Source organism: bacterium (genome assembly GCA_028820935.1).
Lineage (GTDB): Bacteria > Actinomycetota > Acidimicrobiia > Spongiisociales > Spongiisociaceae > Spongiisocius.
Genome location: JAPPHZ010000029.1, coordinates 229,813 through 256,095, shown reverse-complemented (window position 1 = coordinate 256,095; position 26,283 = coordinate 229,813). Strand labels below are relative to the sequence as shown.

Sequence of the window (26,283 nt, the reverse complement as noted above, 5' to 3'; positions counted from 1 at the left end):
GGGTTCGGCCAGCATGGACGGTATGGCAGAGTTCCGTCACTTCCGTGCCTTCGTGGAGATCGCCGCCAGGGGTAGCTTCACGGCCGGCGCCGACGCGCTGCGCCTCACCCAGTCCACCATCAGCGAACAGATCGCCGCCCTCGAGAAGGAGCTCGGCACGCGCCTGTTCGAACGGGGCCGCCACGGCGCACACCTGACGGATTCCGGCCGGCGCCTGCTCGAACCCGCCCAGCAACTCCTCAGGATGGCCGCAGACATCGAGCGGCAGGCCCCGATGGGCGAGCAGGGAGGACCCGTCCTGCGGGTCGGCGCCACGCTGGGACCCCTCTTCGTACGGCTACCCGAGGTGTTGCACCGCCTCCAGGAGGAGGAGGTGGGACTGACGGTGCTGCTCCGGGACATCCCGACAGCCGAGGCCCTCCTCCAGATCGGGCTCGGGGAGCTCGACCTGGGCATACTGAGCGTCCTCGATCGGTCCTTCCATAGCGCTCTCGGGACCGGCATCGAGTCCGTGGTCCTCGCCGAGGAGGACTGGGTGATACTCGCTCCGACCGACCACGAACTGGCCGGGCACCAAGCCGTATCGCTGGATCGGATCCGCAACGAACCTCTGATCCTGTTCCCCAGACCCTACGCCCTCCGGATGGTCATCGACGAGGCCTTCGCCCGGGCCGGGATCAGCGTCGAACCCACCATCGAGACCGGCTGGCTGGCGACGGCCGTCCGCTGTGTCGAACTGGGCCTGGGGATCAGCCTCGTTCCGAGAGCCGTGACGATGGCTCAGGAGGCCGGGGTTGCAGTGCTCGAGATCGACGAACCGGTGATACCGCGGAGGGTGCTGATCGCTCTCTACCGCTCCGACTCGGTCCGTGCCGACCTGATCGAACGGTTCCTTGCCCTACTGCAACGTCACCCGCCGTTCGGTAGTTAGCGGTTTGTGAACAGGTCAGAGCCGACCAGCTTGTGCCGCCGCCACAGGCCGGAGCGCCCGTGATAGCCGGTACCCTCGATCACGTCGAATGCGAAATCGGATACGGGCGGATCATCCCACACCGCGCAAACGGCAGGATCCGGCGATGACGCCGTAGGCCCACCACCGGAACCTGCCAGGAAGCTGCGGCCAGCTCGTCAGCCGTCAACGGGCCAACCCACAGTGCGGTGTCACCCTCTTCGAGACCGTCCCCCGACGATGCCCACAGGATCACCGACGAACCGTCCGGCTGCAGCGTGTAGGTGACCCCTCGGGGGTGACCATCGAAGAAGCTGGGGAGTTCCCCACCGACCGACGGGCCGACTAAGCCGGCCCGCATGATCACTCGCTCCGTTCGCGCCGGCTGCTGGCCGCGACCGCCACCGCACTGCCAACCAACGCAGCGACCAAGGTCGCCGTCAGAATCCTCTTGCGTGTCACCGGAACCTCCTTTCCATCGGTTGCTACGATATAGAGTATAGGCCATTCGGATGGATAGAGATGGCTTGTCGGAGAGTTTCTGGCTGTCGGGGTAGAAATGTTTTAGCGGAACAGCTTGTACGTGCCGGCCAGGTACTCGGCGTACTTCAGAGGCATCACCAGCGGATCCAGTACCGCCACGGCCGGGACCTGATCGGCTACCCGACCTAGCATCCCGGACCAGAGGGAGCAGGCGAAGAACACCGAGGCCGCCCCATCCTCTACCACCGCTCGCCGGGCTTGCTCGACTCCGTCCTCGACGAGCGCCCGCTCCATCTCCGCCATGACGATGTCGAACAGCTTCCCGACGTCGGTGGAGAACAGCCTCTCGGCGGTCTCGGGATCCGGGTGGGAGAAGTCCGCCATCCGGACGTTCACCGCGCCGGGGGCGAAACCGTGGGCGACGGCCCGGGGCGCCCAGGTCTCGATCTTGTACCCGCTGGCGATGATGGTCAGCGACCCCATCGCCGGAGCAGTGTGGGATAGCGCCTCGAACGGCCCGGTGACCGGGATGCCGACCAGACGCTTGGCTTCCCGGACCAGCGGATCGGAGGTGCACGCCGTGGCGACCACGTCGAACCCGTCCCTCTCGGCCGCAACCACGGCTTGGAAGAACTCGTCCCGCCACACGTCGGCTTCGGGGACGAAGGGCGTCTCGGGCAGACCGGGCAGGTGGCGCACCCCGATCTCGGTACCCGGAGCCGCGGCAGGGCCAAGCACCTCATGCGTCCACTCGTTGTACATGTCCGTGCCCATCGGATGGATGAACAAGATGCGGTCCGGCAGGTCGCCTCCCCTCGCTATCCGAAGATGGGCCGAGCTTAGGACGGTGCGCTCAACCCTTCGCTGCCGGCGGTTTAGCAGCCCGGCCTCGGTCCGGCTGAGGTTATGGGCACCCTCCACGAATCAACCCTGGCCCAAACGGCTACGCGGGCTCTACCGGACACCCTTACGCGCTATCTCAGGAGGGCGGCCGGGTACCGGATTGGTCCGTGCACCCGAGTCACCGTGCCTATGCTCCCCAACCGGGGTTGATCCATACGACAAGGGGGCGCTCATCCACACGACACTTCGCGCTGATCGCTGGCTATGCGGGTTGTGTCGCCGGCCTCGCAAAGGGCTTCAACCTCTTCAGGGTACGAAACCGTCCCCTGACTCAAGGAGCACCTAAAGATGCCATTCCGTCAGATGCCGCTGTGTCGCTCCACGGGGAGTCCCGGGCAGGTCCGCCCCCGGATCGCCGCGGTGGCTGCGAGCCTGGCACTGTTCCTCGTCGTCTCGTTGCCCGGCGGTTCGCCGTGGGCTCATGCGGCATCCGGGATCGCAGCGGTGGCTTCGGCGGATGCGTCCATGGATCGTCACGCCCTGGTGACGCTGTACCACGCCACGCACGGCCCGGGATGGGCGAAGGCCCGCAACTGGCTGGAGGACACGCCGATCGGTGAGTGGGAGGGTGTGAAGACCGACGATGCAGGTCGGGTCATCGGACTGGTTCTTCCATCAAACGGGCTGACGGGTGAGCTTCCGGCCGAGCTGGGTCTTCTGAGCGAGCTGCAGGTCCTTGATCTCGAGGACAACTACCTGTCCGGCGGCCTACCGCCCGGAGTCGGCCATCTCACCGGGCTACGAGTCTTGAACTTGGGGGACAATCTGCTGTCCGGCCCGCTTCCGGTCGAGTTCGAGCGGCTGACCGAGCTGACCGATCTGAACCTGCATTTCAACAGGCTCTCGGGACCGGTGCCGGCCTTCTTGGGGTCGCTCGGCAGGCTCAGGGTCGTGGACCTGCGAAACAACGAATTCTCCGGATCGGTTCCGGTCGAGTTAGGAATGCTGAAAGACCTGACCCATCTGTTGTTGCGCAGCAACGGACTATCGGGACCTGTCCCACCGGTGCTCGGAGAACTCGGAAACCTCACATGGCTGGACCTCAGCTTCAACCGACTCTCGGGCGGCATACCGGCTGAACTCGGCGGGTTGAGCGATCTCACCGTGCTTTACCTGAGCGCCAACGAACTGTCGGGCGAGATTCCGTCCGAGCTCGGAAAGCTGGACAACCTGAGAATACTGAACCTTCGACTCAACCAATTGGGAGGGGAGATCCCATCCGAACTCGGTGACCTGCGGAAACTGCGGATACTGAATCTCTGGAGAAACGGTCTGTCCGGGGAGATACCACCCGAGTTGGGTCGGCTCACGAACCTGAGGCGGCTGGATCTCGATCAGAACGATCTCTCCGGGGAGATACCCCCCGAACTCGCGAACCTCACCGACCTGAGAGTGCTGTGGCTTCAGGGCAACCGGCTTTCCGGTGAGGTACCCGCCTGGCTGGGTGAACTCTCCGAGCTGGAGAGGGTCTATCTCCAGAACAACCTGTTTTCGGGGAAGATACCGTCCGAGCTCCGCAACCTCACCAAGCTGGAGCGGCTGTGGCTCTCCAACAACCTGCTTTCCGGTGAGATACCTGCCTGGCTGGGTGATCTCGACAACCTGACACAACTCAACCTGGGGACCAACGAGTTCTCCGGGGGGATCCCGCATGAACTCGGCAGCCTCTCGAAGCTCTGGGTGCTCAACCTGGGGAACAACAACCTCACTGGTCGGATTCCCCGAGAACTGGGGAACCTGGAAGCCCTCGAGCAGTTGGATCTGGGCGGCAACGACCTGTCGGGAACAATGCCCGACGAACTGGCCGGGCTGGTGAGTCTGGAACGGTTGTTGCTCGGGGGCAACCGACTCTCGGGTGAGATACCCGCATCGCTGGCCAGCCTCACCAGGCTGGAGCGACTCCATCTGAACGACAACCGCCTCTCGGGGAAGATACCGTTTGAATTGGCCTCCCTGAGCCGGCTGGAAGACGTCGATCTCGGCAACAACCGGCTGTCGGGTCCGATCCCGGACCGCGGCAACCTACCCAACCTGAGCCGGCTGAGTCTCGCCGGCAATGAGCTGTCCGGCCCTATACCTGCCGCCATCGGCCGGCTGGAAAACCTGGTTCATCTCCGCCTCGAAGGCAACCGGTTGTCCGGTGAGATACCCGCCGAACTGGGGGAACTCTCGAAGCTGACCACCCTGTCGCTCGGAAACAATTACCTGGCCGGCGAAATTCCCGCCGAACTCGGCCGGCTCACCAGCCTCGTACACCTGGACCTCTCCAACAACTGGTTGTGGGGTGAGATACCCGCCGAACTCGGTCGGCTCACCGGTCTCGAGCATCTGGACCTCTACCACAACGAACTGACCGAACACATACCGAGCCAACTGGGCAACCTCACCAACCTGATCGAGCTCAACCTCGGCAGCAACCGGCTGGATAGACGGATACCGGAAGAACTCGGCGAGCTTATCAACCTCACGACGCTCAACCTCGAGCACAATGCCCTATGGGGTGAGATACCCGAAGAACTCGGGGAGCTGACCAACCTGGTACGCCTGCACCTGGGCGGCAACGGCTTCAGGGGTGGGATCCCTGCCGAGATAGGTCACTTGACCGGACTCGAGGAGTTGGACCTCAGCCGCAACCGCCTGACGGGTGACGTTCCTGCCGGGTTGGGTGATCTGACCGGCCTCACCCATCTTTACCTGGCGGGTAACCAGCTGAGCGGATGCCTCCCCGCCGGTTGGCAATCGCTGGACCTCGCCGGCGAGGACCTGTTGCTGGTAGGCCTTGACTTCTGCCCCGTGCTGCCGGACACGCAGCCGGCGGAACCCGATGGAACCGGGCTGTAACAACCGACCGGCTACCCAGCCGGATAGAGGGGAGCCGGACGGGCACTCGGGTTCCCCTTACGGCCCACCGGTGGCGTACACGATCTGGCCGGTCATGTAGCTGCTGTCCGGGCTTGCCAGGAAGTCGACAACCGAGGCCACCTCCTCCGGTTGGCCGATCCGACCCAGGGCGGAGGCGGCCGCTGCAGCCCCTGCGAACTCCTCCCAGCTCAGACCTCGGCGTCCGGCCCCATCCCGGGTCATGCGGGTGTCGATGAAGCCGGGCGCCACGGCGTTGACCCGGATACCCTCGGGCCCGAGTTCCCTCGCGAGGGAACGGGTGAGACCCATGATGCCCGCCTTGGCCGCTCCGTAGTTGGCATGTCCGGCTATCCCGCGGGCGGCGATCGAGGCGATCAGCACCACGCTCGGATTCGCCGACTTTCGCAAGGCGGGAAGCGAGGCCCTGACCAGGGCGAAGGATCCCGTCAGGTGGACATCCAGGACGGAGGACCAGACCGCAACGGACATATCCGCCACGTCTGCGCCGACCTGGTTGCCCGCTGCCGCCACCACCGTGTCCAGGCCTCCCATCTCGGCCACCAGGCTGTCCACCGCCTGCCCGACCGCGTCGACGTTGGTGACATCGACGACACGCACCTCCGCGACCCTCCCCGCCGCCCGCAGTTCCGTCGCGACCTGCTCGGCCGGACCCCTATCACGGTCGATGACCCCGACGGCTCGGAACCGATCGGCGAGCTTCAGGCAGACTGCGGCCCCGATGCCGCGTCCTCCACCCGAGACGATGGCGACTCCGCTCACCTGAGCAACCATCCCCCGTCCACGACCAGCGTCTGGCCCGTTATCCAACGGGCCTTGCCGGAAGCAAGGAACAGGATGGCGTCAACCACGTCGTCCACGGTGCCATGACCGAGCGGCATCGGTACTTCGGGCTGCTCCGGCGGGGTGCCGTAGAGGTTGGTCGGCACCGGTCCCGGCGCCACGCCGTTCACCCGCACACCGTGGGGCGCCAGTTCCCGGGCTGCCGACCGGGTCATCTGGACGACTGCGCCCTTGCTGGTGTCGTAAGCGATCTCGGGTATCGGCGACGGGTAGAGACCCACAACCGAAGCGACGTTGACGATCGCTCCCCCGCCCTGCTCCGTCATCTGCCGGGCCGCCTCCCTCAGGCAGAGGAAGGTGCCGCGGGTGTTGATGTCGAGTACCCGGTCCCAGTCCTCGTCGGTGTGGTCGATCAGGGGCAGGGAGACGCCGATGCCGGCCGCGTTGACCAGCACCTCGCATCCCCCCATCCGCTCCGCCCGCGAGAACACGGACACGACCTCGGGACCCGAAGCTATGTCGGCGACGGCCGTCACGCACCGGGTCGGATCGTCCAGCTCGGAGCGCAGGTCGGCCAGTCCGGCGGGGTTCACGTCCGTGGCCACCACCGTGGCTCCCTGACGGTGGAACGCCACCGCCGCGGCACGCCCGATCCCGCTGGCGGCCCCGGTGACCACCACCAATCCCCCGGGCATGCCGGTCACGATTCGTCCAGACGGAACAGGCGCAGGGCGTTGCGGCGCATAACCTTCACCAGCACCTCGTCGGAGAGTCCGAACCCGAGATAGCGGTCAATAGTCTCCTGGATCGGACAGAACGGGTATCCGGTGGCGAACAGGAACCGATCCTGTAGGAAGGTGGCGATTCCCTTCACGTAGTCGGCCTCACCCGGCAGGCCCGGGAAGTACACGTCGGGGAGCATCCAGACGTTGGCGCGGCGGAAGGCCACCCCGAGGGCCGCCTGCGCGTGGGGCCAACCTCCGTGGACGTTGACCACGGTCAGCTCGGGGAAACGAACGGCGACCCGGTCGATCCTCGCCGGGTCCGAGAAGCTCAGGTCAGGTCCGGTCTCGCCGCCTCCCATGACCAGGGCGGGCACACCGGCGGCGACGCAGGCTTCGTAGACGGGGTTGATGATGGGATCGTCCACGTAGGTGGGCGTGTCGCAGATCCCCGGCTCGAGCACTATGCCCCGGGCGCCCCGGTCGACCAGCGGCTGAACCGATCCGGCGGCGTTCTCCTTCATCGGATCGACCGCCGCGTACACGTAGAAGAGGTCGGAGTTCTGCTCCGCGGCCTCGAAGACCGGGTCGTTGCCCTTGCCACCCCACCATCTGTTGGGAACGCGGGCAGGTACGCCGGCCCGCACGATCCCGGCTGCGCGTGTCTCGTCCAGATAGCCGTCGAGGTCAGCCTGCCGCATGGCCGGCGTGATCGTCCAGCCCCGTGCGGCCACATTTCGCAGGGTCCGGGGAAGGTTGGTGTAGGTACGGTCCTCGATGAAGGCACGGATGGGCGGACGGGACCGGGCGTCGATGATGCCCTCGGGCACGATGTCCCTCACCCCCGCCATCGTCCGACCTTGCCGTCGCCGGTTAGTCCGGTCATCCGCCCTCCCTGGGTTGTTCGTCGTCCGGGCTGACAGGAGGGTACCGAACGTTCGCGGTCCTGCCGCGCAGGCCATGGACCCGGCCGCGAGCGGTGTGGCGCTCTCGCTTCACCGGACGGCTCCGGTTGGGCTCAATTGAGGCGGAGAGATCGGGCGAGGAACGTTGCCATCTCGGCTCGGGTAACCAGACGGCTGGGGCAGTAGAGCGGCGGGTTCGTCTGGCAGCCAGCGGTGATCCCGGCCGCCCATAGGGCGTCGATCGCCGCCTTGTGGACGCTCCCGCCGGTGTCGCGGAATCCCGCCGGAGGGGCGGGATCGAGGGCAAATGCTCTCTTCAGGAACGACGCCATCTCCTCCCGCGAGACCGCGCGGTCAGGGCAGAAACGGAATGGCTGGACAGCGCATCCCGCGGTGATGCGGAGTTCCGCAAGCCGCTCCACGTAGGGAAGCCACCAATCATCCGTGTCCACGTCGGCGAACCTCGACGTGGAGACCGCGGGTGGCTCGCGGCCGTCGATCGCCCGCACCAGCCACACCGCCATGGTCCATCGCTTGATCGCATCGTTGGGACAGATGCCAGCCGCGCATTCGGTGCCGTCCAGGATCCCCCTTCCGGCCAGGGCTTCCAGCGCGGCCTCATGAGTGTTCCCCATCGCGTCGACGAACACGGAACAGGTGCCGACCCCGGTGCTCGGAAGGCTCTCGACCATGGACCGGGGCACGCACAGGTCGTTGCCGGAGAGATCGAGGCGGACGAGTTCGCTCAGCCGGCCGAGCTCCTCGGGTATCGATCCTGTCAGGCCGTTACCGAACGGGCCGCTCAGGTCGATCCCGGTGACCCGCCCGGCAGAATCCGTGGTCACACCGTGCCACCGGCTCAGGGGCGCGCCCGTCTTCCAACTCCACATGTTGAACCATCCGTCCCCGCCCGTACTGTCGAACAGCGCGGCGAGCGCGGCGCGATCTCCCGCATGGACAGGAGTACCCGCCGGGGCGGGACCGTACGTGTAGTTGGCGGCGGCGTTCAGGAGCGTCCTGCGGAGACGGTTGCAGGATCCGAGGAGAATGATGTTTGGCTGGTTCGCGATCATCGAGAAAGTGATCGTCTCGCCGCCGGCAGCCACGGCCGTCCCGGCCAGGGAGATCACGTGGTCCAGCGAGCCCGTCTTACCCTTGACGGTAAGGAGCTGGTCCTCGTTTCCCCTCGACCGGGCCGGGTGGCAGTTTCTCAGAGTTCCCGTCCGGCCCGCTACGGCCAGGCCCTCCACCAGCGGCGAGCCGGGACCGGCCTCCTCCAGCAGTCCGGCCACCGCGCCGCAGGTGAGGCGGTTGTGGTAGGACAGGCCCGAGCCATCGGCGATCAGCAAACCGTCCGCCGCCGAGCCGAGCTTGCCGCGCAGGAGGGCGTGAACGGTGGCCACCGCAGAGGCGCGGTCCGATCCCTCACCCCGGCGGCCGATCTCCTTGAGGAGCATCTCGGCGATCGTGTTGTCGGAGCGGGTCAGCATGCGACCCACGATCTCGGACAAGGGCGGAGAGTCGACCGCCCCCAGCATGGTCCGCTCGCTCGGAACCGGCGCCACGCCCGCTACCGGCCTCCGCGTGATCACCATCCGCCGCGCCTCGAGGAAGTCGTCGAACACCGAGGCGGCGTGCTGGGCGGGCACCGCTGCTCGCACGCTCTGGCGGCGGCCCTGAGAGAACACCGAGCTGGCATACCGCGAAAAGCCGCTGTTGAGGAGCAGGGCCGACAGCGGTCCGGAATGGTTGGCGGTCACGAAGGAGCGTCTCCACACCGGGTCCGTCTTTCCGGCCAGGACCTCCCCCGAATATTCGCGTTCCTTGTCGGGATACCAGGACTCGTCTCCCACGATCCGGCCTTCGATCCTCCTGATGCCACGGGCGGAGAGGGCGGCCATCACCTGGTTTGCCAGGCCCGTGATGTCGGTATGCGCCACGGGCTCCGCGTATCGATTGACGTAGCGGGGCGTGGACAGCACGGGGTCACCCTGCCCGACGAGGTATACGTCGCCCGTCAGCACACCGTTGGTGACCGACTCGAGGTCCTCAGTACGAGCAAACACTTCCGTCGTGAAGACCTCGTCCGGGCTCATCACCTCGAAGGCGGCCGCGGCGGTCGCCACCTTCATCAACGATGCAGGGACGAGACGGGTGCGGGATCGCGAACTCCACAAGCGACTCACCATCGAGGATCACCGACAGGCACATCGAGTCGGGAGCCTCCCGAAGGGAGAGTACGGCCGAGAACTCCCTCGCCAGACGATCCCGCTCCTCCTGGGCCACCGGAATCGACCCATCTGCAGGCGCGCCGTACGCGGCGGCGGGCGGTATCACCAGAGTGACGACCACCACCAACGCGACGGCGCTCAGGCCTCCGGTCCATCGATGCCCCTGTCTCCGGAGGCCCCGGGACGGTCCTTCTCTCATCCCCCTGCCCCGCGCAGCGACAGATCCGAGGCGAGCCAGCAGCGCGACGAGTGGCCTTCCTGGAGCTCATCCAGGGACGGCTCTTCCGTCGAGCACCGGTCGATGGCCACCGGGCAGCGTGGGACGAAGCGGCATCCCACCGACGGGATCGCCTCCCGCATCGTGCCCTGCGCCCGCCCGCCGTCGCCGGTGATGACCGACGCCGCCGATACGAGCAACTGCGTGTATGGATGGGTGGGCCGGTCGGAGACTTCGCCGCCCGGACCCTCCTCGACCGCCGTACCGGCGTACATGACCACGATCCGGTCGGAGAGGTGGCGGACCACGGGTAGCGAGTGGCTGATGAACAGCATGGCCATCGACCGCTCCCGGTTTATCTCGAGCAGCAGGTTGAGTATCTGGGCCTGGACCGACACGTCGAGGGCCGACACGGGCTCGTCACAGACCAGCAGCGAGGGTTCTAGCGCGAGAGCTCTGGCGATGTTGACCCGTTGCGCCTGACCTCCCGACAACTGGTGGGGGTAGCGGTCCACCAGGGAGGGGTCGAGGTGGACATCCGCCATCAAGTCCCGCACCCGCGCGGCGCGCTCCCGGGAGTTGCCGCGGCGGTGGATCACGAGGGGCTCGGCGACCAGCCACCCCACCCGCTTGCGGCTGTCGAGCGCCTGGAAGGGGTGCTGGAAGACCGCCTGCACGGCCTGCCGGTATCCGGCCTCCTCTACGTCCAGCCACTCCCCCACGTCGCGGCCCCGGAAGCTGATCCGGCCCGCGTCGGCCTGTTCCAGGCCGAGCACCAGGTTGGCGATGGTGGACTTCCCGGACCCCGACTCCCCTACGAGGCCGACCACCTCGCCCTCACCGATCGTCATCGACATCCTCCGAACGGCGCGGACCGGGCCGCGGTCGGTGACGAACGTCTTGTCCACTCCGGTCAGTTCGAGCAGGGAGGTCATGTCGTTATCAGCGCGGAGGATGCGGCGGGAGGGCAGGCCGCCAGGGTGTCATTGATCGGTACCAGATCCGGTTCGACCCGACGGCAGTCGTCCACCACCAGGCTGCACCTGGGAGCGAAGGGACATCCGGAGGCAGGGAGATGCCCCGGCTCCATCGACGGCAGCAGTATCTTGCGCTCGCCGTCGAGACGCGGTACCGAGTCCAGCAACCCCCGGGTGTAGGGGTGGACAGCCGAGCCGAGGACGGCGGCGCGGGCGCCCTGCTCCACCACCTTCCCCCCGTAGAGAACCATCACGTAGTCCGCCACGCGGGCCACCACGCTCAGGTCGTGGCTGATGATCAGCATCGCCAGGTCCGCTTCGGACCGCAGTTCCCCCAGGATGGCCAGGATCTCGGACTGAACGGTGCTGTCGAGGGCGCTGGTCGGTTCGTCGGCGATGAGAAGCGCCGGCTCGATGATGACCGCGACGGCGATCGATACCCTCTGCAACATCCCGCCGCTGAGCTGGTGGGGTAGATCCGCCAGGCGTCTCTCGGGATCCTCGAAGCCCACCCGCGCCAGCAGGTCCATCAACTCGGGCATCCGCCCGGCATGACCCGCCGCCGACATCGCGTCCCGAACCTGGGCGATCATCGTCCGGGTGGGATTCCACGAGTTGATCGGGGACTGGAAGATGAACGAGATGTCGGTACGCCGCAGCTGCCTCCACCTCCGCGTTCCCGCCGCGAGCAGGTTCTCGCCGTTTATTTCCAGCCGGGAGGCGCGTCTCCGCGCCCGGCGGTCAAGCAACCCGGCGAGGGCCAGGGCCAGGGTGGTCTTCCCACTTCCCGACTCCCCCACCACCGCCAGGGTGCGACCGGACTCGATCTCCAGCGACACGCCCTTGACCGCCGGGCGCCGGCCGCCCGGATAGGTGACGGTGAGGTCCTCGACGGCGAGCAGGCTCACGTGGTCGACCGCTTCCGCAGCGCTTCGCCCAGCAGCACGAAGTTGAGCACGGTGACGAAGATAACCACGCCCGGGAACACCGCGTACCACCAGGCCAGTAGGGCGAACTGCTTGGAGTCGGCCACCATGCGTCCCCATTCCGGCAGGGGCGGGGTAGCGCCCAGCCCGAGGAAGGCCAGTCCGGTCAGCGCCACCAGCGCGTTGCCGATGTCGAGGGTGAAGCGGACGAGAAGCTGGTTGTAGGTGTGGGGGATGACGTGCCAGCGCAGTATCTGGCCACGTCGCGCACCCAGCGTGGTGGCCGCCCTTATGTGGTAGTCGTTGAGGATCGACTTGACCTGACCCCGGATCATCCGGGCGTAGCTCGGCCACCACAGCAGCGACAGGGCCACGATCGTGGAGGTGAGACCTCGCCCCATCGATGCCGCCACCGCCATCGCGAACACCAGGTAGGGGAAGGCCAGGAAAACGTCTACGGTCCTCATCAACAGGCGGTCGAGAATGCCCCCGTACCAGGCGGCCAGCGACCCGTAGATCGTCCCCACCAGCGCCGCGACCGTGATGATCAGCACGGCGGAGCCGATCGAGTAACGGGCTCCGTGGATGACCCGGGACAGTATGTCACGACCGGAGTCGTCGGTGCCGAACAGGTTGTCGGCATTCGGAGGGGTGAAGCGGTTGATGATGTCCAGCTTGTACGGGTCGCCGGGAGCCAGCAGGCCGGGGATGAGCACCAGGGCCGCCAGGACCACGACAGTGGCCACCGACCACCACATGACGCCTCGCCCCGCCTTTCGGGTCCGGGATGCCGCTTCGGGTGCGGCCGGAAGCTCGGCGACGGTCATCGGGCTTCCTTGATGCGGGGATCGAGCAGCGGGTAGATCTGGCCGACCAGCGCGTTGACCAGGACGAACCCGGCCGTGGCCAGCACGGTTATGGCCATGATGGCGTTGTAGTCGAACGACTGGAAGGAGCTGAAGGCGTAGAGGCCGATCCCCGGCCACGAGAAGATCACTTCCACGATCACCACCCCGCCCAGGAGCCATCCCAGCTGCAGACCGAGCATGGTCACCACCGGGTTGAGAGCATTGCGCAAGGCGTCGACCACCACCACCCGCCACTCGGACAGGCCCCGGGCCCGCGCCGCGCGCACGTACTCCCGGTCGAGTTGGTCGGCGAGGGACGAACGCGTGAGCGCGATGGTGAGGGCGATGTTGTGGATCACGATGGTCATAACGGGGAGGAACAGCACCCGGGCCGCCTCCCACATGGCCGAAGGGCTCCGGGCGATCAACGCGTCCAGCAGGCCGGCGCCGGTGACCTCGGCGATCCCGGCCGCCTGATGGTTGAGGTTCCCGGCCACCGGGAAGTCGAGGCGCGCGACGAGCGGGAACCAGTCGGGCCGGGCGGCGAGAAATATCTGCAGCAACAGCCCGACCCAGAAGACGGGCACGGCGGAGCCGGCCACCGCAACGACCCGCAGCAGGATGGCATGGACGCCTCTCGGCCAGTAGGCCCAGGCGGCGCCCGCCAGGATGCCCAGCGCGGCGAAGATCGTGAAGGACACCACGATGAGCTCGATCGAGGCGGGTAGGGCCTCGACTACGTCATCGAGGATCGGCCCCCGGGTCCGGATGGAGTCGCCGAAGTCCCCCCTGACCAGACCAGTTATGTAGCGCACGTATTGCACCATCACCGGATCGTCCAGGCCCATGTCCTGGCGCACCCGCTCCACCTGCTCCGGACCCGCTTCGAGCCCCGCCGCCAACCGGGCGGGATCGGCGGGCACGATCCTGGAGAGGGCGAAGGTGATGGAAACCGCCACGAGGACGACCACGAGCAGCCAGACGACCCCCTTGGCGAACCGCGCCAAGCGACCGGCGCCGAAGCGAGGCCCCGGCGCCGGTCCTGTTATCTCGGGGTAACGCCCTTGCGTCACCCGCCCATTTCAGTGTTGCGAGCGTGGAAGAACCGGGTCTGGACCACGAAGTCGAGCGGCTCGAACAGCAGGTCCCACTTCTCCAGAACAGGCTGGTAGATGATCGGCTGCGGCATCCAGATGGCCACCTGGTCGGCGATGATCTGGTCCGAGATCTGACGCAGAACGAGCCCCCGCTCCTCATCGTCGGTGATGCCCGACACGCCGGCGGTCAACTCGTCCACCATCTCGTTCGAGTAGTAGGCCCAGTTGTAACCGCCCTGGTCCGCCCAGGACTCGGTCACGTACGCCGACTTGAGCACCGTGGACGGGTCCGTCGACGTCATGTTGAGAATCAGGTATGCCAGGTCGGTGGTCGTCTCGGGGCTCTTGGTCAGCTGGACCAGCTCCGGCCATCCGACCAGTTGCACGTCCACCCCGATGCCGAGCTCCTTCAGGTTCTCCGTGAGCAGCGTCCCGAAAAACGCCTCGTAGGACAGGAACGCGAGGCCGGCGTAGCTGATAGTGAACAGGATGTTGTCGGGACCGCCGCCCCCATAACCGGCCTCAGCCAGCAGTGCCTTGGCCTGGTCGAGATCCTGGCGGATCACATCGGGAACCGGTCCTATCTCGGCGTTGGGGGGCAGGGGCCCGGTGGTGGGCTCGGCCCTTCCGTTGAGGTAGGCGATCCACCCGTCATAGTCGATGGCCAGCGCGATGGCCTTGCGAACCCGCACGTCGGAGATCGGCCCGTCCGCCAGCTGGTTGAAGACCACCGTCCCCAGACCGAAGCGGGGCTGGATCAGCGCCTTGACGCCATCGCAGGCCACCGCCTGGTCCACGAGGTCGGGGCCGATACCGCCGATCGAGTCGACCTCGCCCTGGCACATGAGCAGCACGGCTGTCGAGGCGTCCGGGTCGGTCCGGAGGGTGATCCTCGTGGGCGTGCCCGGCTCGAACGGCCGCCAGTAGTCGGTGAATCCGTTGAGGGTGATCATGTCCGCCGCCAGCGTGTCGAGCACGTAGGGACCGGAGCCCGCCTCGTTCTCGGCGAACCACGCTTCGGCCCACGGATCGTCGGCGGTGGCGTTGGCCTCGATGGCCTCGGCCGAGACGATCGGCACCTTCGGCAACAGACCGGTGAAGAACGTGTCGGGCTGGCCGAGGGTGATCTGGACCTCGTAGGGCCCGGTCGCCTCGTAGCTGACCACGTTCCGCAGCGGGGTGGATGGACCCTGACCGATGGCTTGGATCCGCTCCAGGCTCTTCACCACGTCGGTGGAGTCGAAGGGGTTGCCGTCGTGGAAGTTCACGTCGTCACGCAGGGTGAAGGTATAGGTGAGACCGTCCTCCGTCGACCACTCGCTGGCCAGCGCAGGCTGGACGATGGCCGGCTGGGAGCCGGGCGGGTACTCGAGCAGCGTGTCGTAGGCACTGCGGACGAACAGCATTCCGTCGGACGACCAGGCGACGGCCGGGTCGAGGCTGGCGGTCTGGGCGATGTTCGAGAACACGAACGGTATGTCCTCGAGGACCTGGGGCCGCACCAGTCCCGGCGCCACGGTGGTGGTGGTGCCCTCCGTAGCGAGAGTGGACTCCGGTTCCTCCTCGTCCATCTCCTCGGTGGCGTCCTCCTCGGCCATCTCCTCGTCGGGCTCTTCCATCATGGCTTCGGTGGTGGTCGCGGCCTGGGTGGCCTCGGTGGCGGGTGCCTGGGTCGCCTGGGTAACCGGCGCCTCGTCCCCGTCATCGGCGCCGCATGCCGTGGCGACCATGGCGAGCACGGCCAGGATCGCCACCCACTTGAGAGGCCTGAGCCGGTAAGTGCCTATCTTCATGTTCTGTCCTCCCTGTTCGATTGCCCGACGCGAATGACGCGGCGGGGTGTCCTGTACCGCTTTCTTGATCCTGCTAGGGATCCGGGCAGGGTCGGTGCCGCATCGAGCTGTCCGGCCTGCTCATTCTTGCACATCCATCCAGGATGAGAAATAGCCGTCGGTGAGGTCGTCCGCCACCGCCTCCGCCTCGCGCTCGGACGGATCCCCGTAACCCCCGCCCCCACCGGTCTCCACCACCAGCACGCTGTGAACCGGAAGCCGGCGCGGCGGCGTCTTGAGGACCGTCTCGGACGTGCCGCCGATCGTCAGCGTGCCCGTGGTGGCCTGGCCGGGGCGCCCTCCGTGCAGTCCCCAGGCCGGCACCTGCGACCGCTCCAGCCACAGGGTCAGGTTCATCCCGTCAGCCAGGGTCTCGTACTCGCGGACGATCCCGAGCCCTCCGCGGTGCTTGCCCCTACCGCCCGAATCCTCCCTGAGGCCGTAGCGCCGGACCATCAGGGGGTACTTGGTCTCCACCACCTCCACCGGGATGTTCTTGAGGTCCCCGGCGCCGTAGTTGATCATCCCGTTGGCGCCGTCGGACCGGGATGATGCGCCCCAACCGACCGCGGTGGCGTCGGCGGTGACGAACTGCGAGCCGTCCTCGCGGCGCCCCACGAAGGTGACATTCATCGGGTCGGCCGTCTGGCCCGCCACCACCTCGTCGGGAAGCACGTCGGCCAGCGCCCTGATGACGAGGTCGATCATCAGGCCTAGGGGCGGGTAGTAGTAGATGGTCCCGTGGGGCTCGGAGACGTTGAACACGGTGTTCTCGGGCGCCGCGACCTCCAGATTCCGGAAGGTCCCGCCCGTCACCGGCACGTCGGGGTTGATGAGGCACTTGTAGGCGAGACGCGCCCCGGCGAGGGTTCCGGGCATCGGCGAGTTGACCGGCCCGTGCGTCGGACCGCTCGACCCGTCGAGGTCGATGGTCATCCGGTCACCCTCGATCCGCACCGCCACGCACACGTCGACCGGCGGGAGACCGGGTCCTCCGGAGTCCATGTGGGCGGCGGCCCGGTAGACACCGTCGGGAATGGCCTGCACCGCCTCGCGGTCCAGGTGTTCGCACTGGGCGAAGATCTGGTCGGCGGCCCGCTCCACGGTCTCGGTCCCGAAGCGCTCGTGCAGGGCCACCAGCTGGTGCTCGCCAGTGCGGCAGGCGGCGATCTGGGCATGGAGGTCGCCCCAGACCGAGCGAGGCAGGCGGCTGTTGCGGGTTATGTAGTCGATGACCTCCCGCACGGGCTCGCCGGCCCGGTAGACGGCCGTGGGTCCGAAGCGGTAGCCCTCCTGGTATATCTCGGTGGTGTCCACCGGCCGGCCCGCCTCCTTGGCCCCGATGTCCAGCCAGTGAGCCTTGGTGGCCCCGAAACCGATCAGCTTGTCCTCGAGGAATACCGGGGAGAAGATGTTGACGTCGTAGGTGTGGCTACCCACCAGGTACGGATCGTTGACCATGTACACGTCGCCGGGCGCGTAACCCTCCGGCCCGCCGAGGAACTCCGTGGTGACCTTGATGCCGAGTTCCAGGTTGCCCAGGAACATCGGGAGGCCCGGCGACTGGCCCAGCAGGCGGCCCCGGCGGTCGAAGATGCCCACCGAGCAGTCCTTCATCTCGTAGATGATCGGGGTGTAGGCGGATCGGAACAGGTTCTTGTTCATCTGGCGGGCGATCGACAGGAAGGCGTTGCGGATGACCTCCACGGTCACCGGATCGACCAACTCGCGATCGGAAGAACCGACCGGGCCGCCGAGCAGGTCCGTCCTGCGTTCCATCAGCTGCCGCCCCTCTCCATCACCAGGTGGCCCCGTTCCGAAGTGGCGGCCCGCCATCCGGGCGGTACCAGCGTGGTGCAACCCGACTCCAGCACGATGGCGGGACCGTCGATCTCCTGGCTACGGGCGATGTCGGCCCGCCGGTACACGTCCGTCGGCTCCGGTCCGTCGCCGAAGTCGGCCCGGAGGGTGGTCAAAGCCCGGGCGGGAGACGACCCGGCCAGGAGGGGAAGATCGGTGGGGCGGCGTAGGCCGACCGCCGAGATCCGGACGCTCACGAGTTCCACGGTCTCCCCCGGGTTGGAGTGCCCGTATCTGGCCTGGTAGGCGGCATGGAAGTCGGCCGCCACCCGGGCCGGGTCATCGAGCCCCGCGGCATCGTTGATCGGCACGGTCAGCGTGTACTCCTGCCCGAAGTAACGCAGGTCGACCGATGGCCGGAAGTCCATGTCGGAGACGTCGACCCCGTCCTCGGCAAGCAACTCCCGGCCTTCGGCGCGCAGATCCCCGAAGGCGGACCCGACCGCCTCGTGGTCGAGGGAGTCGAAGCGTCCGTATAGGGACCGCGCCAGGTCATGGCGCACGTCCGCCTGGAGCATCCCCCACGCCGACAGAACCCCCGGAGCATGGGGCACGATCACCCGGGACATGCCCATCTCCTCGGCCAGGGCGGCGGCGTGGAGCGGTCCTGCCCCGCCGAAGGCCAGCAGGTCGAAGTCACGAGGGTCGATACCCCGCCCCACGGTGAGCTCGCGGATGCCGTCGGCCATCATGGCGTTGACGACGTCTATGGCACCCAGGGCCAGCTCGCGGGCGTCGAGTCCCAGTTCGGCCGCGACCTTCTCCAGCGCGGCCTCGGCCGCCTCGAGGTCCAGCTCGAGCGCACCGGCGAACCTCGCTATCTCGGGTATCCGCCCGAGCAGAGCGTTGGCGTCGGTGACGGTCGCGCTCACCCCGCCGTGCCCGTAGCACGCCGGGCCGGGCATGGCGCCGGCCGACGCGGGTCCCACCCGGAGACCGCCCGCCTCGACCCAGATTTTGGATCCCCCGCCTGCGCCGAGGGAGTGGATGGCCACCGAAGGGGTGAGCACCGGGTGGCCCTCTATCTCCACCTCGCTCTCGATATCGGCGCGGCCGTCGACCACCAGCGAGACATCGAAGGAGGTCCCGCCCATGTCGACACAGATCAACTGATCAGATTCGATGGCCCCACCGATCGCCTCCGAGGCCACCGTGCCGCCCACCGGACCGGAGAACAAGGTCTGGGCGGCTCTTCGGAGCCCGGTCTGGGCGGTCATCACCCCGCCGTTCGACTGCATCACATGGAGCGGCGACCTGAGCCCGCCTTCGGCCAGACGCATCTCCAGGGCCTCCAGGTAGTCCCTGATCCTGGGGGTCACGTAGGCGGAAACCAGGGTGGTGGACCAGCGCTCGTACTCCCTCCACTCGGCTGTGACCTCGTGGGAGGCCACCACGCTGGCGCCGGGAAGGGCTTCCCGCAGGATGGCGGCGGCCTCCTGCTCATGAGCGGGCCACCGGAACGAGTGGATGAAGCAGACCGCCACCGATTCGTAGCGCCCGCGCAACCGCTCGGCCAGTTCACGGATCCCGGCGCTGTCCAGCGCGGTACGGATCGTCCCGTCGGCCAGCGTCCGCTCCTCCACCTCGAATATGTCCCGGCGCCGGAGAAGCATCTCGGGGCGCCGGTAGTGGATGTTGTACATCTCGGGCCGGCTGGCCCGACCGATCTCGTACACGTCGCGGAATCCGCCTGTGACGACCAGGGCCATCGAGGCGCCGTTCCGCTGGAGCAGTGCGTTCAGGGCGGTGGTGGTCCCGTGGATGAAGTCCCTCACCTCGGGAAGGGACACTTCCATGAGCGAGACGGCCTGCATGACCCCGGCATCCTGGGCGCCGGGGATGGAGAGCGCCTTGGCGCTCTCGGTCCTCCCGTCGGGCCAGGTGGCGACGGCGTCGGTGAAGGTGCCGCCTATGTCGACGGCCACGCGCACGCCCGGATCGGAGGCGGGCCCGCTCACAGGGAGCCCCTCATCTCGGGCGTCAGGCGCTGGAAGGCCTCCACGTACTCCACCTCCGGGCCGGCGCCGATATAACGAGCCTGGAACGCCCGCTGGCGGGCCCGCTCCGTGTAGTGGTCCCGCAGGTAGGTCTGGGCGCCCATCGTGTCCATGGCCTTGGCCTTCACAGGCCACACGGGGGTGATGTCGACGAAGGTGTCGGGCTTGAAGTCGCACAGGTCGGGCTGATGGGGCTCGAACGCGTACATGGCGGGCGGGGGGATGGTGGGGAAAGCGGCCGGTACCCCGCCGGCGCCCATGGCGAGCAACCGGACCCGCTGCGAGACCTGTGAGGCGACCGGGTGGTCGGGGTTGAAGGGATCGTTCGGAGCATGGATCAGCGCGATGTCGGGAACGGTCTCGATGAACACGTCCACCAGGCGCTGCGTGGCCTGCTCGTCGATCACCAGCGGGTAGTCGCCCAGGTCGAGAGCCACGAAGTCGGCATCGAGGACCGACGCCGCCGCGATGGCCTCCTCGCGCCGTATCCGCCGCACCGCCTCCACAGTCTGGCCGGGCCGGCTCCAGAGGGCGCCGGACTCCCCGCGCTCCCCGTAGGAGAGAGAGACCACGGTGGCCCTACCGCCGGCCGCGGTGTGCGCGGCGACGACCCCCGAGGCACGCCACACGAAGTCGGCGGCGTGGGCACTGATCACCAGCATCGAACGGGCCACGGATCAGCTCCAGATGGTGGCGCACATGGCGGTGCCGGTGCCCGCCTCGGTGCGGTAGCCCGGCACGTAGGCCACCAGTTCCATGTCGAGACCCTCGCAGGCGCCGCCGACCGCGATCCAGCACAGACCCTCCGACGTCCCGGACACGAAGTCCTCGGCCTCGAGCTCGGCGATCCGGCTGTCGTCCCCCGAAGCCACGGCCTCGAGCATGCGGCGGTCTATCGACTCGTCGATCACGAAGTGGCTCAGCCCCCCCGAAGCGACCACCGCCACCCGGATGTCCTCCGGGTAGGCGGCGATCGACGCCGCCAACGCCTTACCGAGCTCCCAGCACCGGACCGGCGTGGGGGTGTTGGGCGGGAAGTAGGTGTTCAGGACCACCGGGACCATGGGGATCGGATCCCGGTCACGGTCCATCAGGCGGTTGCGGATGGCGATGAAGGGATGGCCGGCCGACTGCCCCTCGGGCGCCGCGTTCACCTGGGCCACGTCGAACCCGCGGCCGTTGAGGTCGGTGATGAGGAACTCTCCCAGCTGGGAGTCGCACGGGTAGGTCTCGGGCCGCTCCCCGAACAGTGCCCACGCGGCGGGTTCCACCGCCGGGAAGATCCACTCGGGCGGGAAGGCGTCGATGGTCTCTCCCCAGTAGACGGCGATGGTGGGCATGCTTTGGGGGGAGAAGAGCTCGTGGTGGTCGTCCCCCACGATCACCACCACGTCGGGCCGGGCCTCGGCCAGGGCGGCCGCCAGGCGAGCCACGCCCGCGTTGATCCGCTCGTACTTCTCGGCCCAGACCTCGCCGTTGACCTGCTCGGCGACACCCTCGGAGGCCCGCGCCTCCACCAGGTCCTCGTAGTCCCACCGCTTGCGCTTCCAGATGAGGGGGAACGCGGTGGCGTCCCTCGACGCGTACTCCGCCCAGTGGTCGCTGGACATGCTCATCTGGGGAGTGTGCGAGACACCGAGCCCCAGTACCAGTTCCGCCATCTCTAGCTCTCCCGTCGTGCCGCTACGCCGCCGGCTGATCTTATCGGTAGACACCAGGTGGAACGCCTGCGGCCGATCGTCTCAGCTGTGACCATCACACCCCCTTCAGACCAGGTGCAGCGAGTGGAGTACTTCGGTCAGATCGCCGTCCACCACGCACGCGTGGCAGGTCGTCGACGAGAAGCGGCCCCCGAAGAACACGAGCGGGCGAGGCGACCGTTCGTCCCGTAGCAGGGCATCGACGTGGCCGACGACGATGGCGTGGTCCCCCTCTTCGTAGACCGACCGCAGCGAGCAGCCCACGTGGCCGATGGAACCCTCCAGAACGGGGTCGCCCGTGGGTCCGAGCACGACTTCCGCTCCGAACAACTCCTTCCCCCGGGCCGCCGGGCGGGCGAATCCGAGCGCCACGCCCACGTCGTCCTGTCCGAGGATGTTCACCGAGAACCCCCGCGCCTTCCTTATGAACCGGTTGCTGAAAGTGTCGAGGGCGATCGACACGGCCACCAGAGGAGGCGTCAGGGACACGGACATGACCGCGTTGGCCGTCATCCCGTGGTACTCGTCGCCGGACGCCATCGTGATGACCGTCACCCCGGTGGCGAACAGGCCCATCGTGTCCCGGTAGGCGCGCGGGTCGGCGGCGTCCAGAGCCGTGAGCCGGGCGTCCGTCTGCAGAGCCGGATTCATGCCGTCCATGGACCGTCCGGCAGGCTCACAGCCCGAAGGGGCCCTCGTCCAGGTACCGGCGGCCTTCCTCGATCAGGCGGTCGAGCAGGGCCTGGCCGTCGCCCATCTGGACCGCCCGGGCGAAGAAGGAGGCCACGAACATGGGCTCGCCGATGTAGAAGCGCTCGTAGTGGGCGAGGCGCTGGCCGATAGGACCCCCGGCCAGTTCCCAGGCCAGCTTGGCGATCTGCACGCGCTCCTCGCCGGGCATGTTGTCGGCCCCTGCGAAGTAGGTGTTGGCGAAGTCGGCCACCTCGCCGCGGAACTCACCTGCCGTGGGGGTGAGCATCAAACCGGCCGCACCGGTCCGCTTGATGGTCTCCAGCATGGTGTTGTAGAAGTCGGGGAAGAGCAGGCCGTGGGCGGTGAGGGCGTCGGCGTTCAGGTAGTAGACCCCGTCATCCCCCACCCGCGGCTCCTCCTCGGCCCTGAACAGCAAGGCCTCGGCGGCCTTGTGCATGGCGGCGATCCGCCCCAACTTCTCGCCCACGTTGGGGAACACGTTGGTCTTGACGGAGGCGCACAACGCCATGGCCACCGCCACCGTCAGGCCGGAGCGCACGATGGCCCTCTGGATCGACAGGTGGCCCGAGAAAGCGGCGACCGCGGTCATGAACCGCATGTTGTTGGCCGCCTCCTTGCTGCTGTGGAAGAAGACCCGGTCCCAGGGGACCAGCACGTCGTCGAAGACCAGGAGCGCGTCGATCTCCTCGTAGCGGGCACTCAGGGGCGAGTCGTAGACGTTGAGCCGGTCGTCCTTCACCAGCGGTTCCCGGCAGAGCAGCTTGAGGCCGGGGGTGGTGGTGGGGATGCTGAAGCACAGGCAGTAGGCCTCGTCGCCGGGGACGAACTGGCGCCCGTTGGGGAAGACGAGCACCTCGTCGGCGAAGGGCGCCGCGGTGGCCAGCTGCTTGGCGCCCCGGACCACCAGACCCTTGGAGGTCTTCTCCTTGATGCGCAGGTGCAGGTAGGGGTTCTCCTGCTGGTGGGAGGGCTTGGAACGGTCCGACTGGGGATTGCCGAGGGCGTGGGTGACGAAGAGGTCATTGTCCTTGACGTGGTTGTAGTAGTCGGTGATCCTCTGCGAACCACCCTTCTCGAACTGGTCGAACCAGTCGGCACTGACGCTCAGGCCCGCCACCAGGGCCGCCATCGACTCGGGCCCCCGACCGAGGCATCCGTAGGAGGCCTCCGAGAAGGTCTTGTATGCCAGACCCTTGGCACGGAGCTCGTCGTGGGTCTTGGGAACGAGGAAGCTGAGATCGAATCGCTCCCCGTCCTCCACGTAGGTCATGCGGTCCTGGAACTCGTCCATGTGCTTCATGTCGTATACCCGGGCGTACGATTCGATGGGACGGCGGAACGCGGGGAACTTGGTCACGTCCTCGACGCGTTCGCCGTCGACGTACGCTTCGCGGGGGGCCTCGAGACCCTCGATGTACTGGGCGCCGGTGCGGATCACGGTTTCAACAGCCTCCTGATCGGTGAAGGCCAGGGCTCCTGGCCCGTTCCATTAGTGGTCGTAGCCCGAAGGTAAGGGAAATGCGAGCAGGTGTCCAACGATGATTTCCGAATCGATCCATCGGCTCCACCGATATAACATGAACATTCCGAATCCGGTTTGACGGTCGGGCGATGCCCGTCGTATCTTGCGGCCTATGCCTTTCATAGACGTCCACGGCCACGTAACAGCACCACTAGCCCTATACGCCTACCAGGCAGGCCTGATCGCCGCAGGGAAGTTCCACGGCAAGGGCAAGATCCGGGCGACCAAGGAGGAGATCCTCGAATCGTGCCTCTGGCACATCGACCGCCTCCGGAGCCACGGCATCGACAGGCAGTTCATCTCGCCTCGGCCCTACTCGATGATGCACTCCCGCAAGCCGGAGATAATCGTCCACTGGTTCATCGAGACGGTCAACGACATCATCGCCGCCCAGGTGGCGGAGTACCCCGAAGCTTTCGTGGGAGTCGCCGGCCTTCCGCAGAGCGCCGGGGTCAGCCCGGCCAACGCGGTGGAGGAACTGGAGCGCTGCGTGACCGAGCTCGGTTTCGTGGGTTGCGTGGTCAACCCCGATCCCGGCGAGGGTGACAACGCCACGCCGGGACTTGGCGACGAGTGGTGGTACCCGCTGTGGGAGAAGATGGTTGAACTCGACGTGCCCGGCCTGGTCCACGCCACGTCCTGCCAGAACCCGCGGGAGTCCTACTCGAACCACTTCATCACCGAGGAGGGCATCGCGGTCATGTCGCTGATGGACTCCCATGTGTTCGAGGACTTCCCGAGCCTGAAGCTGATCATCTCCCACGGGGGTGGCTCGGTCCCCTACCAGTACGGGCGCTGGCAGGCTCAGCGGGTCCAGAAGGGCAAGGTGGACTTCGAGGAGGACCTCCGGAAGCTGTGGTTCGACACTGTGCTCTACAACAAGGATTCGCTTGAACTGCTGTTCAAGATCGTCGGGCCCGAGCACTGCCTGTTCGGCACCGAGACCCCGGGCATCGGGTCGGGAATCGACCGCAAGACCGGCAAGTACATGGACGATCTGGGCCCGGTGATCGACAGCATCGACTTCCTGTCCGAGGATCAGAAGGACGCCGTCTTCTACCGCAACGCCGAGAAGGTCTTCACCCGTTGGGAGGGAACCGGCGCCGCCGGTCCTGCGTGAGCGGCTTCGATCACGACTCCCGGCGGGCCCGCTTCCAGGCTCGGCTCGCCGAGTTGTCCGTCGATGTCGCCATGTGCCTTCCTTCCGGTGACCTGGAGTACCTGACCGGCTTCCCCCGCCGGGCGCCCTCGTTCGGCAACATCGAGTACGCGCACCAGTGGACCACGGGGGCCCTGTTGCGTCCTGAGGGCGAGCCGGTCTTCGTGGTCCCCCAGGGTTACTCCTCCTTCAACCTGCCCGGCGGCGTGGAGGGGGACGTGGTGCAGGTCCGCAACCTGGACGACGGCGTGGAGGTGTTCGCCCGCACCCTGGCCCGGTTCGGCCGCATCCGGCGGATCGGCCTGTCGGCCCGGACGTTCTCACGGACCGCGGTACGCATGGTGGAGTTGACCGGCGGGGCGGAACTGGTGGACCTCGACGACGAGATCAACGCCCTGCGGCGGGTCAAGGAACCGGTGGAACTGGACGCCATGCGCCGGTCGGGGCGGATCTGCGACCTGACAATGGGCGAGATCACCTCCTCGGTGGCGGCGGGGGTCACCGAGTTCGAGATCTCCAGCCGGGTCGAGTACCTGATGAGGAAGCACGGCGGGAAGTACCCCTCGTTCGACACGGGCGTGTTCGCCATGGGTCCTGCCCTGGACCGGGACGCGTCCACCCGCCTGACCGCCGAACCCCTGGTGGAGGGGTTGGGGGTGTCGTTCGACTTCGGGACCGTGGTGGACGGGTATTGCTCGGACTTCGGCCGCACCGTCCACATCGGCGAGCCCGACGACCGCTACCGGGAGGCCTACGGCCTGGTGGTGGCCGCCCAGGAGGCGGGCCGCCGGGCCGCCGTACCCGGGGCGACCGCGTCGGAGGTCAACGCGGCCACCAGGGCGGTCATCGACGATGCCGGGTACGGCGACTGGTTCCGCCACCGGACCGGCCACTGCATCGGCCTCGACACCCACGAACGGCCCTTCATCTCCGAGGAGGACACCACCGTCCTCGAGGAGGGCATGACGTTCACCATCGAGCCGTCGATCTTCTGGCCGGGCACCGTGGGGGTGCGGGTGGAGGACATGTTCGTCTGCCGGCCCGGAGGGGCCGAGTGCCTGAACGCCTACAGCCGGGACCTGGTCGCGGTCTGACAACGGAGGTCCGGAAGGAGCGCCATGGCGAGAAGAGTCAACATCGACGTGCCGGGGGTCAGCCACGGCAACATGCCCATCCCCATGGCCACCAAGGTCGGCAACATGGTCTTCTCAAGCGGCATCCACGCCATGGACCCCGAGACCGGGGCCATCCCGGACGACCCTAGGCGCCAGGTCGAGTTGGTCTTCCAGCACATGCGCACCATCGTCGAGAACGCCGGCGGCTCCACCGACGACATCGGCCTGGTGATCTTCAACATCAAGGACAACGCCTACCGCTCACTCGTCAACGACGAGTGGCTGAAGATGTTCCCCGATGACGGGGACCGGCCGGCCCGGAACACCCACCTGGTCGACCTCGGCTTCGGGATGATCATCCACGTCCTTATGACGGCCGTCCTAGAGGAGTGACGTACCGGGTCTCCCCTACACAGGCAGACCCATACAGGACCTACTCGCCGCCGTCGCTCCCCGCCAATAC

General features: G+C 67.3%; 22 protein-coding genes. 5 read left to right on the top strand and 17 right to left on the bottom strand.

From position 1 onward, the window contains the following. Positions 1–22: 22 nt before the first annotated feature. On the top strand, positions 23–931 hold the full coding sequence (locus OXM57_07265; protein ID MDE0352476.1) for a LysR family transcriptional regulator: 909 nt from the start codon (positions 23–25) through the stop codon (positions 929–931). Positions 932–1,010: 79 nt separating this feature from the next. On the opposite strand, the gene OXM57_07260 is transcribed toward OXM57_07265, so the two are convergent. After that, positions 1,011–1,310, bottom strand: coding sequence for a hypothetical protein (locus OXM57_07260; GenBank protein MDE0352475.1), 300 nt, complete (start codon positions 1,308–1,310; stop codon positions 1,011–1,013). Between the two features lie 203 nt (positions 1,311–1,513). Continuing rightward, complete coding sequence (locus OXM57_07255; GenBank protein MDE0352474.1) at positions 1,514–2,221, bottom strand: aspartate/glutamate racemase family protein; 708 nt, start codon at positions 2,219–2,221, stop codon at positions 1,514–1,516. A 402-nt stretch (positions 2,222–2,623) separates the two neighbouring features. Here OXM57_07255 and OXM57_07250 point away from each other — a divergent pair, with 402 nt between their 5' ends. Further along, complete coding sequence (locus OXM57_07250; GenBank protein MDE0352473.1) at positions 2,624–5,176, top strand: leucine-rich repeat domain-containing protein; 2,553 nt, start codon at positions 2,624–2,626, stop codon at positions 5,174–5,176. Between the two features lie 57 nt (positions 5,177–5,233). Here OXM57_07250 and OXM57_07245 read toward each other — a convergent pair whose 3' ends face one another. The 15 genes from OXM57_07245 to OXM57_07175 form a co-directional block, all read right to left on the bottom strand. After that, positions 5,234–5,977, bottom strand: a complete 744-nt coding sequence (locus OXM57_07245) for an SDR family NAD(P)-dependent oxidoreductase (GenBank protein MDE0352472.1) — start codon at positions 5,975–5,977, stop codon at positions 5,234–5,236. After that, a complete protein-coding gene (locus OXM57_07240) occupies positions 5,974–6,693 on the bottom strand; it encodes an SDR family NAD(P)-dependent oxidoreductase (protein MDE0352471.1) in 720 nt (239 codons plus the stop codon). The genes OXM57_07245 and OXM57_07240 overlap by 4 nt, the downstream gene beginning before the upstream one ends. 5 nt (positions 6,694–6,698) lie before the next feature. Next, positions 6,699–7,562, bottom strand: a complete 864-nt coding sequence (locus OXM57_07235; GenBank protein MDE0352470.1) for an amidohydrolase family protein — start codon at positions 7,560–7,562, stop codon at positions 6,699–6,701. A 176-nt stretch (positions 7,563–7,738) separates the two neighbouring features. Then, positions 7,739–9,814, bottom strand: coding sequence for a D-alanyl-D-alanine carboxypeptidase (locus tag OXM57_07230; GenBank protein ID MDE0352469.1), 2,076 nt, complete (start codon positions 9,812–9,814; stop codon positions 7,739–7,741). Positions 9,815–10,051: 237 nt separating this feature from the next. Then, positions 10,052–11,008: an ABC transporter ATP-binding protein gene (locus tag OXM57_07225; GenBank protein MDE0352468.1), complete on the bottom strand. Its 957-nt coding sequence runs from the start codon at positions 11,006–11,008 to the stop codon at positions 10,052–10,054. After that, positions 11,005–11,958 carry an ABC transporter ATP-binding protein gene (locus OXM57_07220; GenBank protein MDE0352467.1) on the bottom strand — a complete coding sequence of 318 codons (954 nt, stop codon included), beginning with the start codon at positions 11,956–11,958 and terminating at the stop codon, positions 11,005–11,007. Before OXM57_07220 ends, OXM57_07225 begins: the two co-directional genes overlap by 4 nt. Then, the gene (locus OXM57_07215; protein MDE0352466.1) at positions 11,955–12,803 is read right to left on the bottom strand and encodes an ABC transporter permease; all 849 of its coding nucleotides are present in this window, start codon (positions 12,801–12,803) and stop codon (positions 11,955–11,957) included. Before OXM57_07215 ends, OXM57_07220 begins: the two co-directional genes overlap by 4 nt. Then, positions 12,800–13,897 (bottom strand): ABC transporter permease, encoded by a 1,098-nt coding sequence (locus OXM57_07210; GenBank protein MDE0352465.1) that lies wholly within the window; start codon positions 13,895–13,897, stop codon positions 12,800–12,802. The genes OXM57_07215 and OXM57_07210 overlap by 4 nt, the downstream gene beginning before the upstream one ends. Continuing rightward, complete coding sequence (locus tag OXM57_07205; GenBank protein MDE0352464.1) at positions 13,894–15,714, bottom strand: ABC transporter substrate-binding protein; 1,821 nt, start codon at positions 15,712–15,714, stop codon at positions 13,894–13,896. Before OXM57_07205 ends, OXM57_07210 begins: the two co-directional genes overlap by 4 nt. Positions 15,715–15,834: 120 nt before the next feature. Then, the gene (locus tag OXM57_07200) at positions 15,835–17,532 is read right to left on the bottom strand and encodes a hydantoinase B/oxoprolinase family protein (GenBank protein ID MDE0352463.1); all 1,698 of its coding nucleotides are present in this window, start codon (positions 17,530–17,532) and stop codon (positions 15,835–15,837) included. Next, entirely contained in the window at positions 17,532–19,571 is a 2,040-nt protein-coding gene (locus OXM57_07195) for a hydantoinase/oxoprolinase family protein (GenBank protein MDE0352462.1), read from the bottom strand. The genes OXM57_07200 and OXM57_07195 overlap by 1 nt, the downstream gene beginning before the upstream one ends. Then, on the bottom strand, positions 19,568–20,284 hold the full coding sequence (locus OXM57_07190) for a PIG-L family deacetylase (GenBank protein MDE0352461.1): 717 nt from the start codon (positions 20,282–20,284) through the stop codon (positions 19,568–19,570). Before OXM57_07190 ends, OXM57_07195 begins: the two co-directional genes overlap by 4 nt. A gap of 3 nt (positions 20,285–20,287) precedes the next feature. Then, positions 20,288–21,325, bottom strand: a complete 1,038-nt coding sequence (locus tag OXM57_07185; protein MDE0352460.1) for a hypothetical protein — start codon at positions 21,323–21,325, stop codon at positions 20,288–20,290. Positions 21,326–21,376: 51 nt separating this feature from the next. Further along, the gene (locus OXM57_07180) at positions 21,377–21,961 is read right to left on the bottom strand and encodes a flavin reductase family protein (GenBank protein ID MDE0352459.1); all 585 of its coding nucleotides are present in this window, start codon (positions 21,959–21,961) and stop codon (positions 21,377–21,379) included. Between the two features lie 25 nt (positions 21,962–21,986). Beyond that, positions 21,987–23,462, bottom strand: a complete 1,476-nt coding sequence (locus tag OXM57_07175) for a 4-hydroxyphenylacetate 3-hydroxylase (GenBank protein ID MDE0352458.1) — start codon at positions 23,460–23,462, stop codon at positions 21,987–21,989. Positions 23,463–23,658: 196 nt separating this feature from the next. Between OXM57_07175 and OXM57_07170 the strand changes: the two genes are divergently transcribed. From OXM57_07170 to OXM57_07160, 3 genes are read left to right on the top strand one after another with little or no spacing between them, the layout of a single operon-like run. Then, positions 23,659–24,666 (top strand): amidohydrolase family protein, encoded by a 1,008-nt coding sequence (locus OXM57_07170; GenBank protein ID MDE0352457.1) that lies wholly within the window; start codon positions 23,659–23,661, stop codon positions 24,664–24,666. Beyond that, entirely contained in the window at positions 24,663–25,799 is a 1,137-nt protein-coding gene (locus tag OXM57_07165) for a Xaa-Pro peptidase family protein (GenBank protein ID MDE0352456.1), read from the top strand. Before OXM57_07170 ends, OXM57_07165 begins: the two co-directional genes overlap by 4 nt. A gap of 24 nt (positions 25,800–25,823) precedes the next feature. Next, positions 25,824–26,213, top strand: coding sequence for a Rid family hydrolase (locus tag OXM57_07160; protein MDE0352455.1), 390 nt, complete (start codon positions 25,824–25,826; stop codon positions 26,211–26,213). Positions 26,214–26,283: the final 70 nt, after the last annotated feature.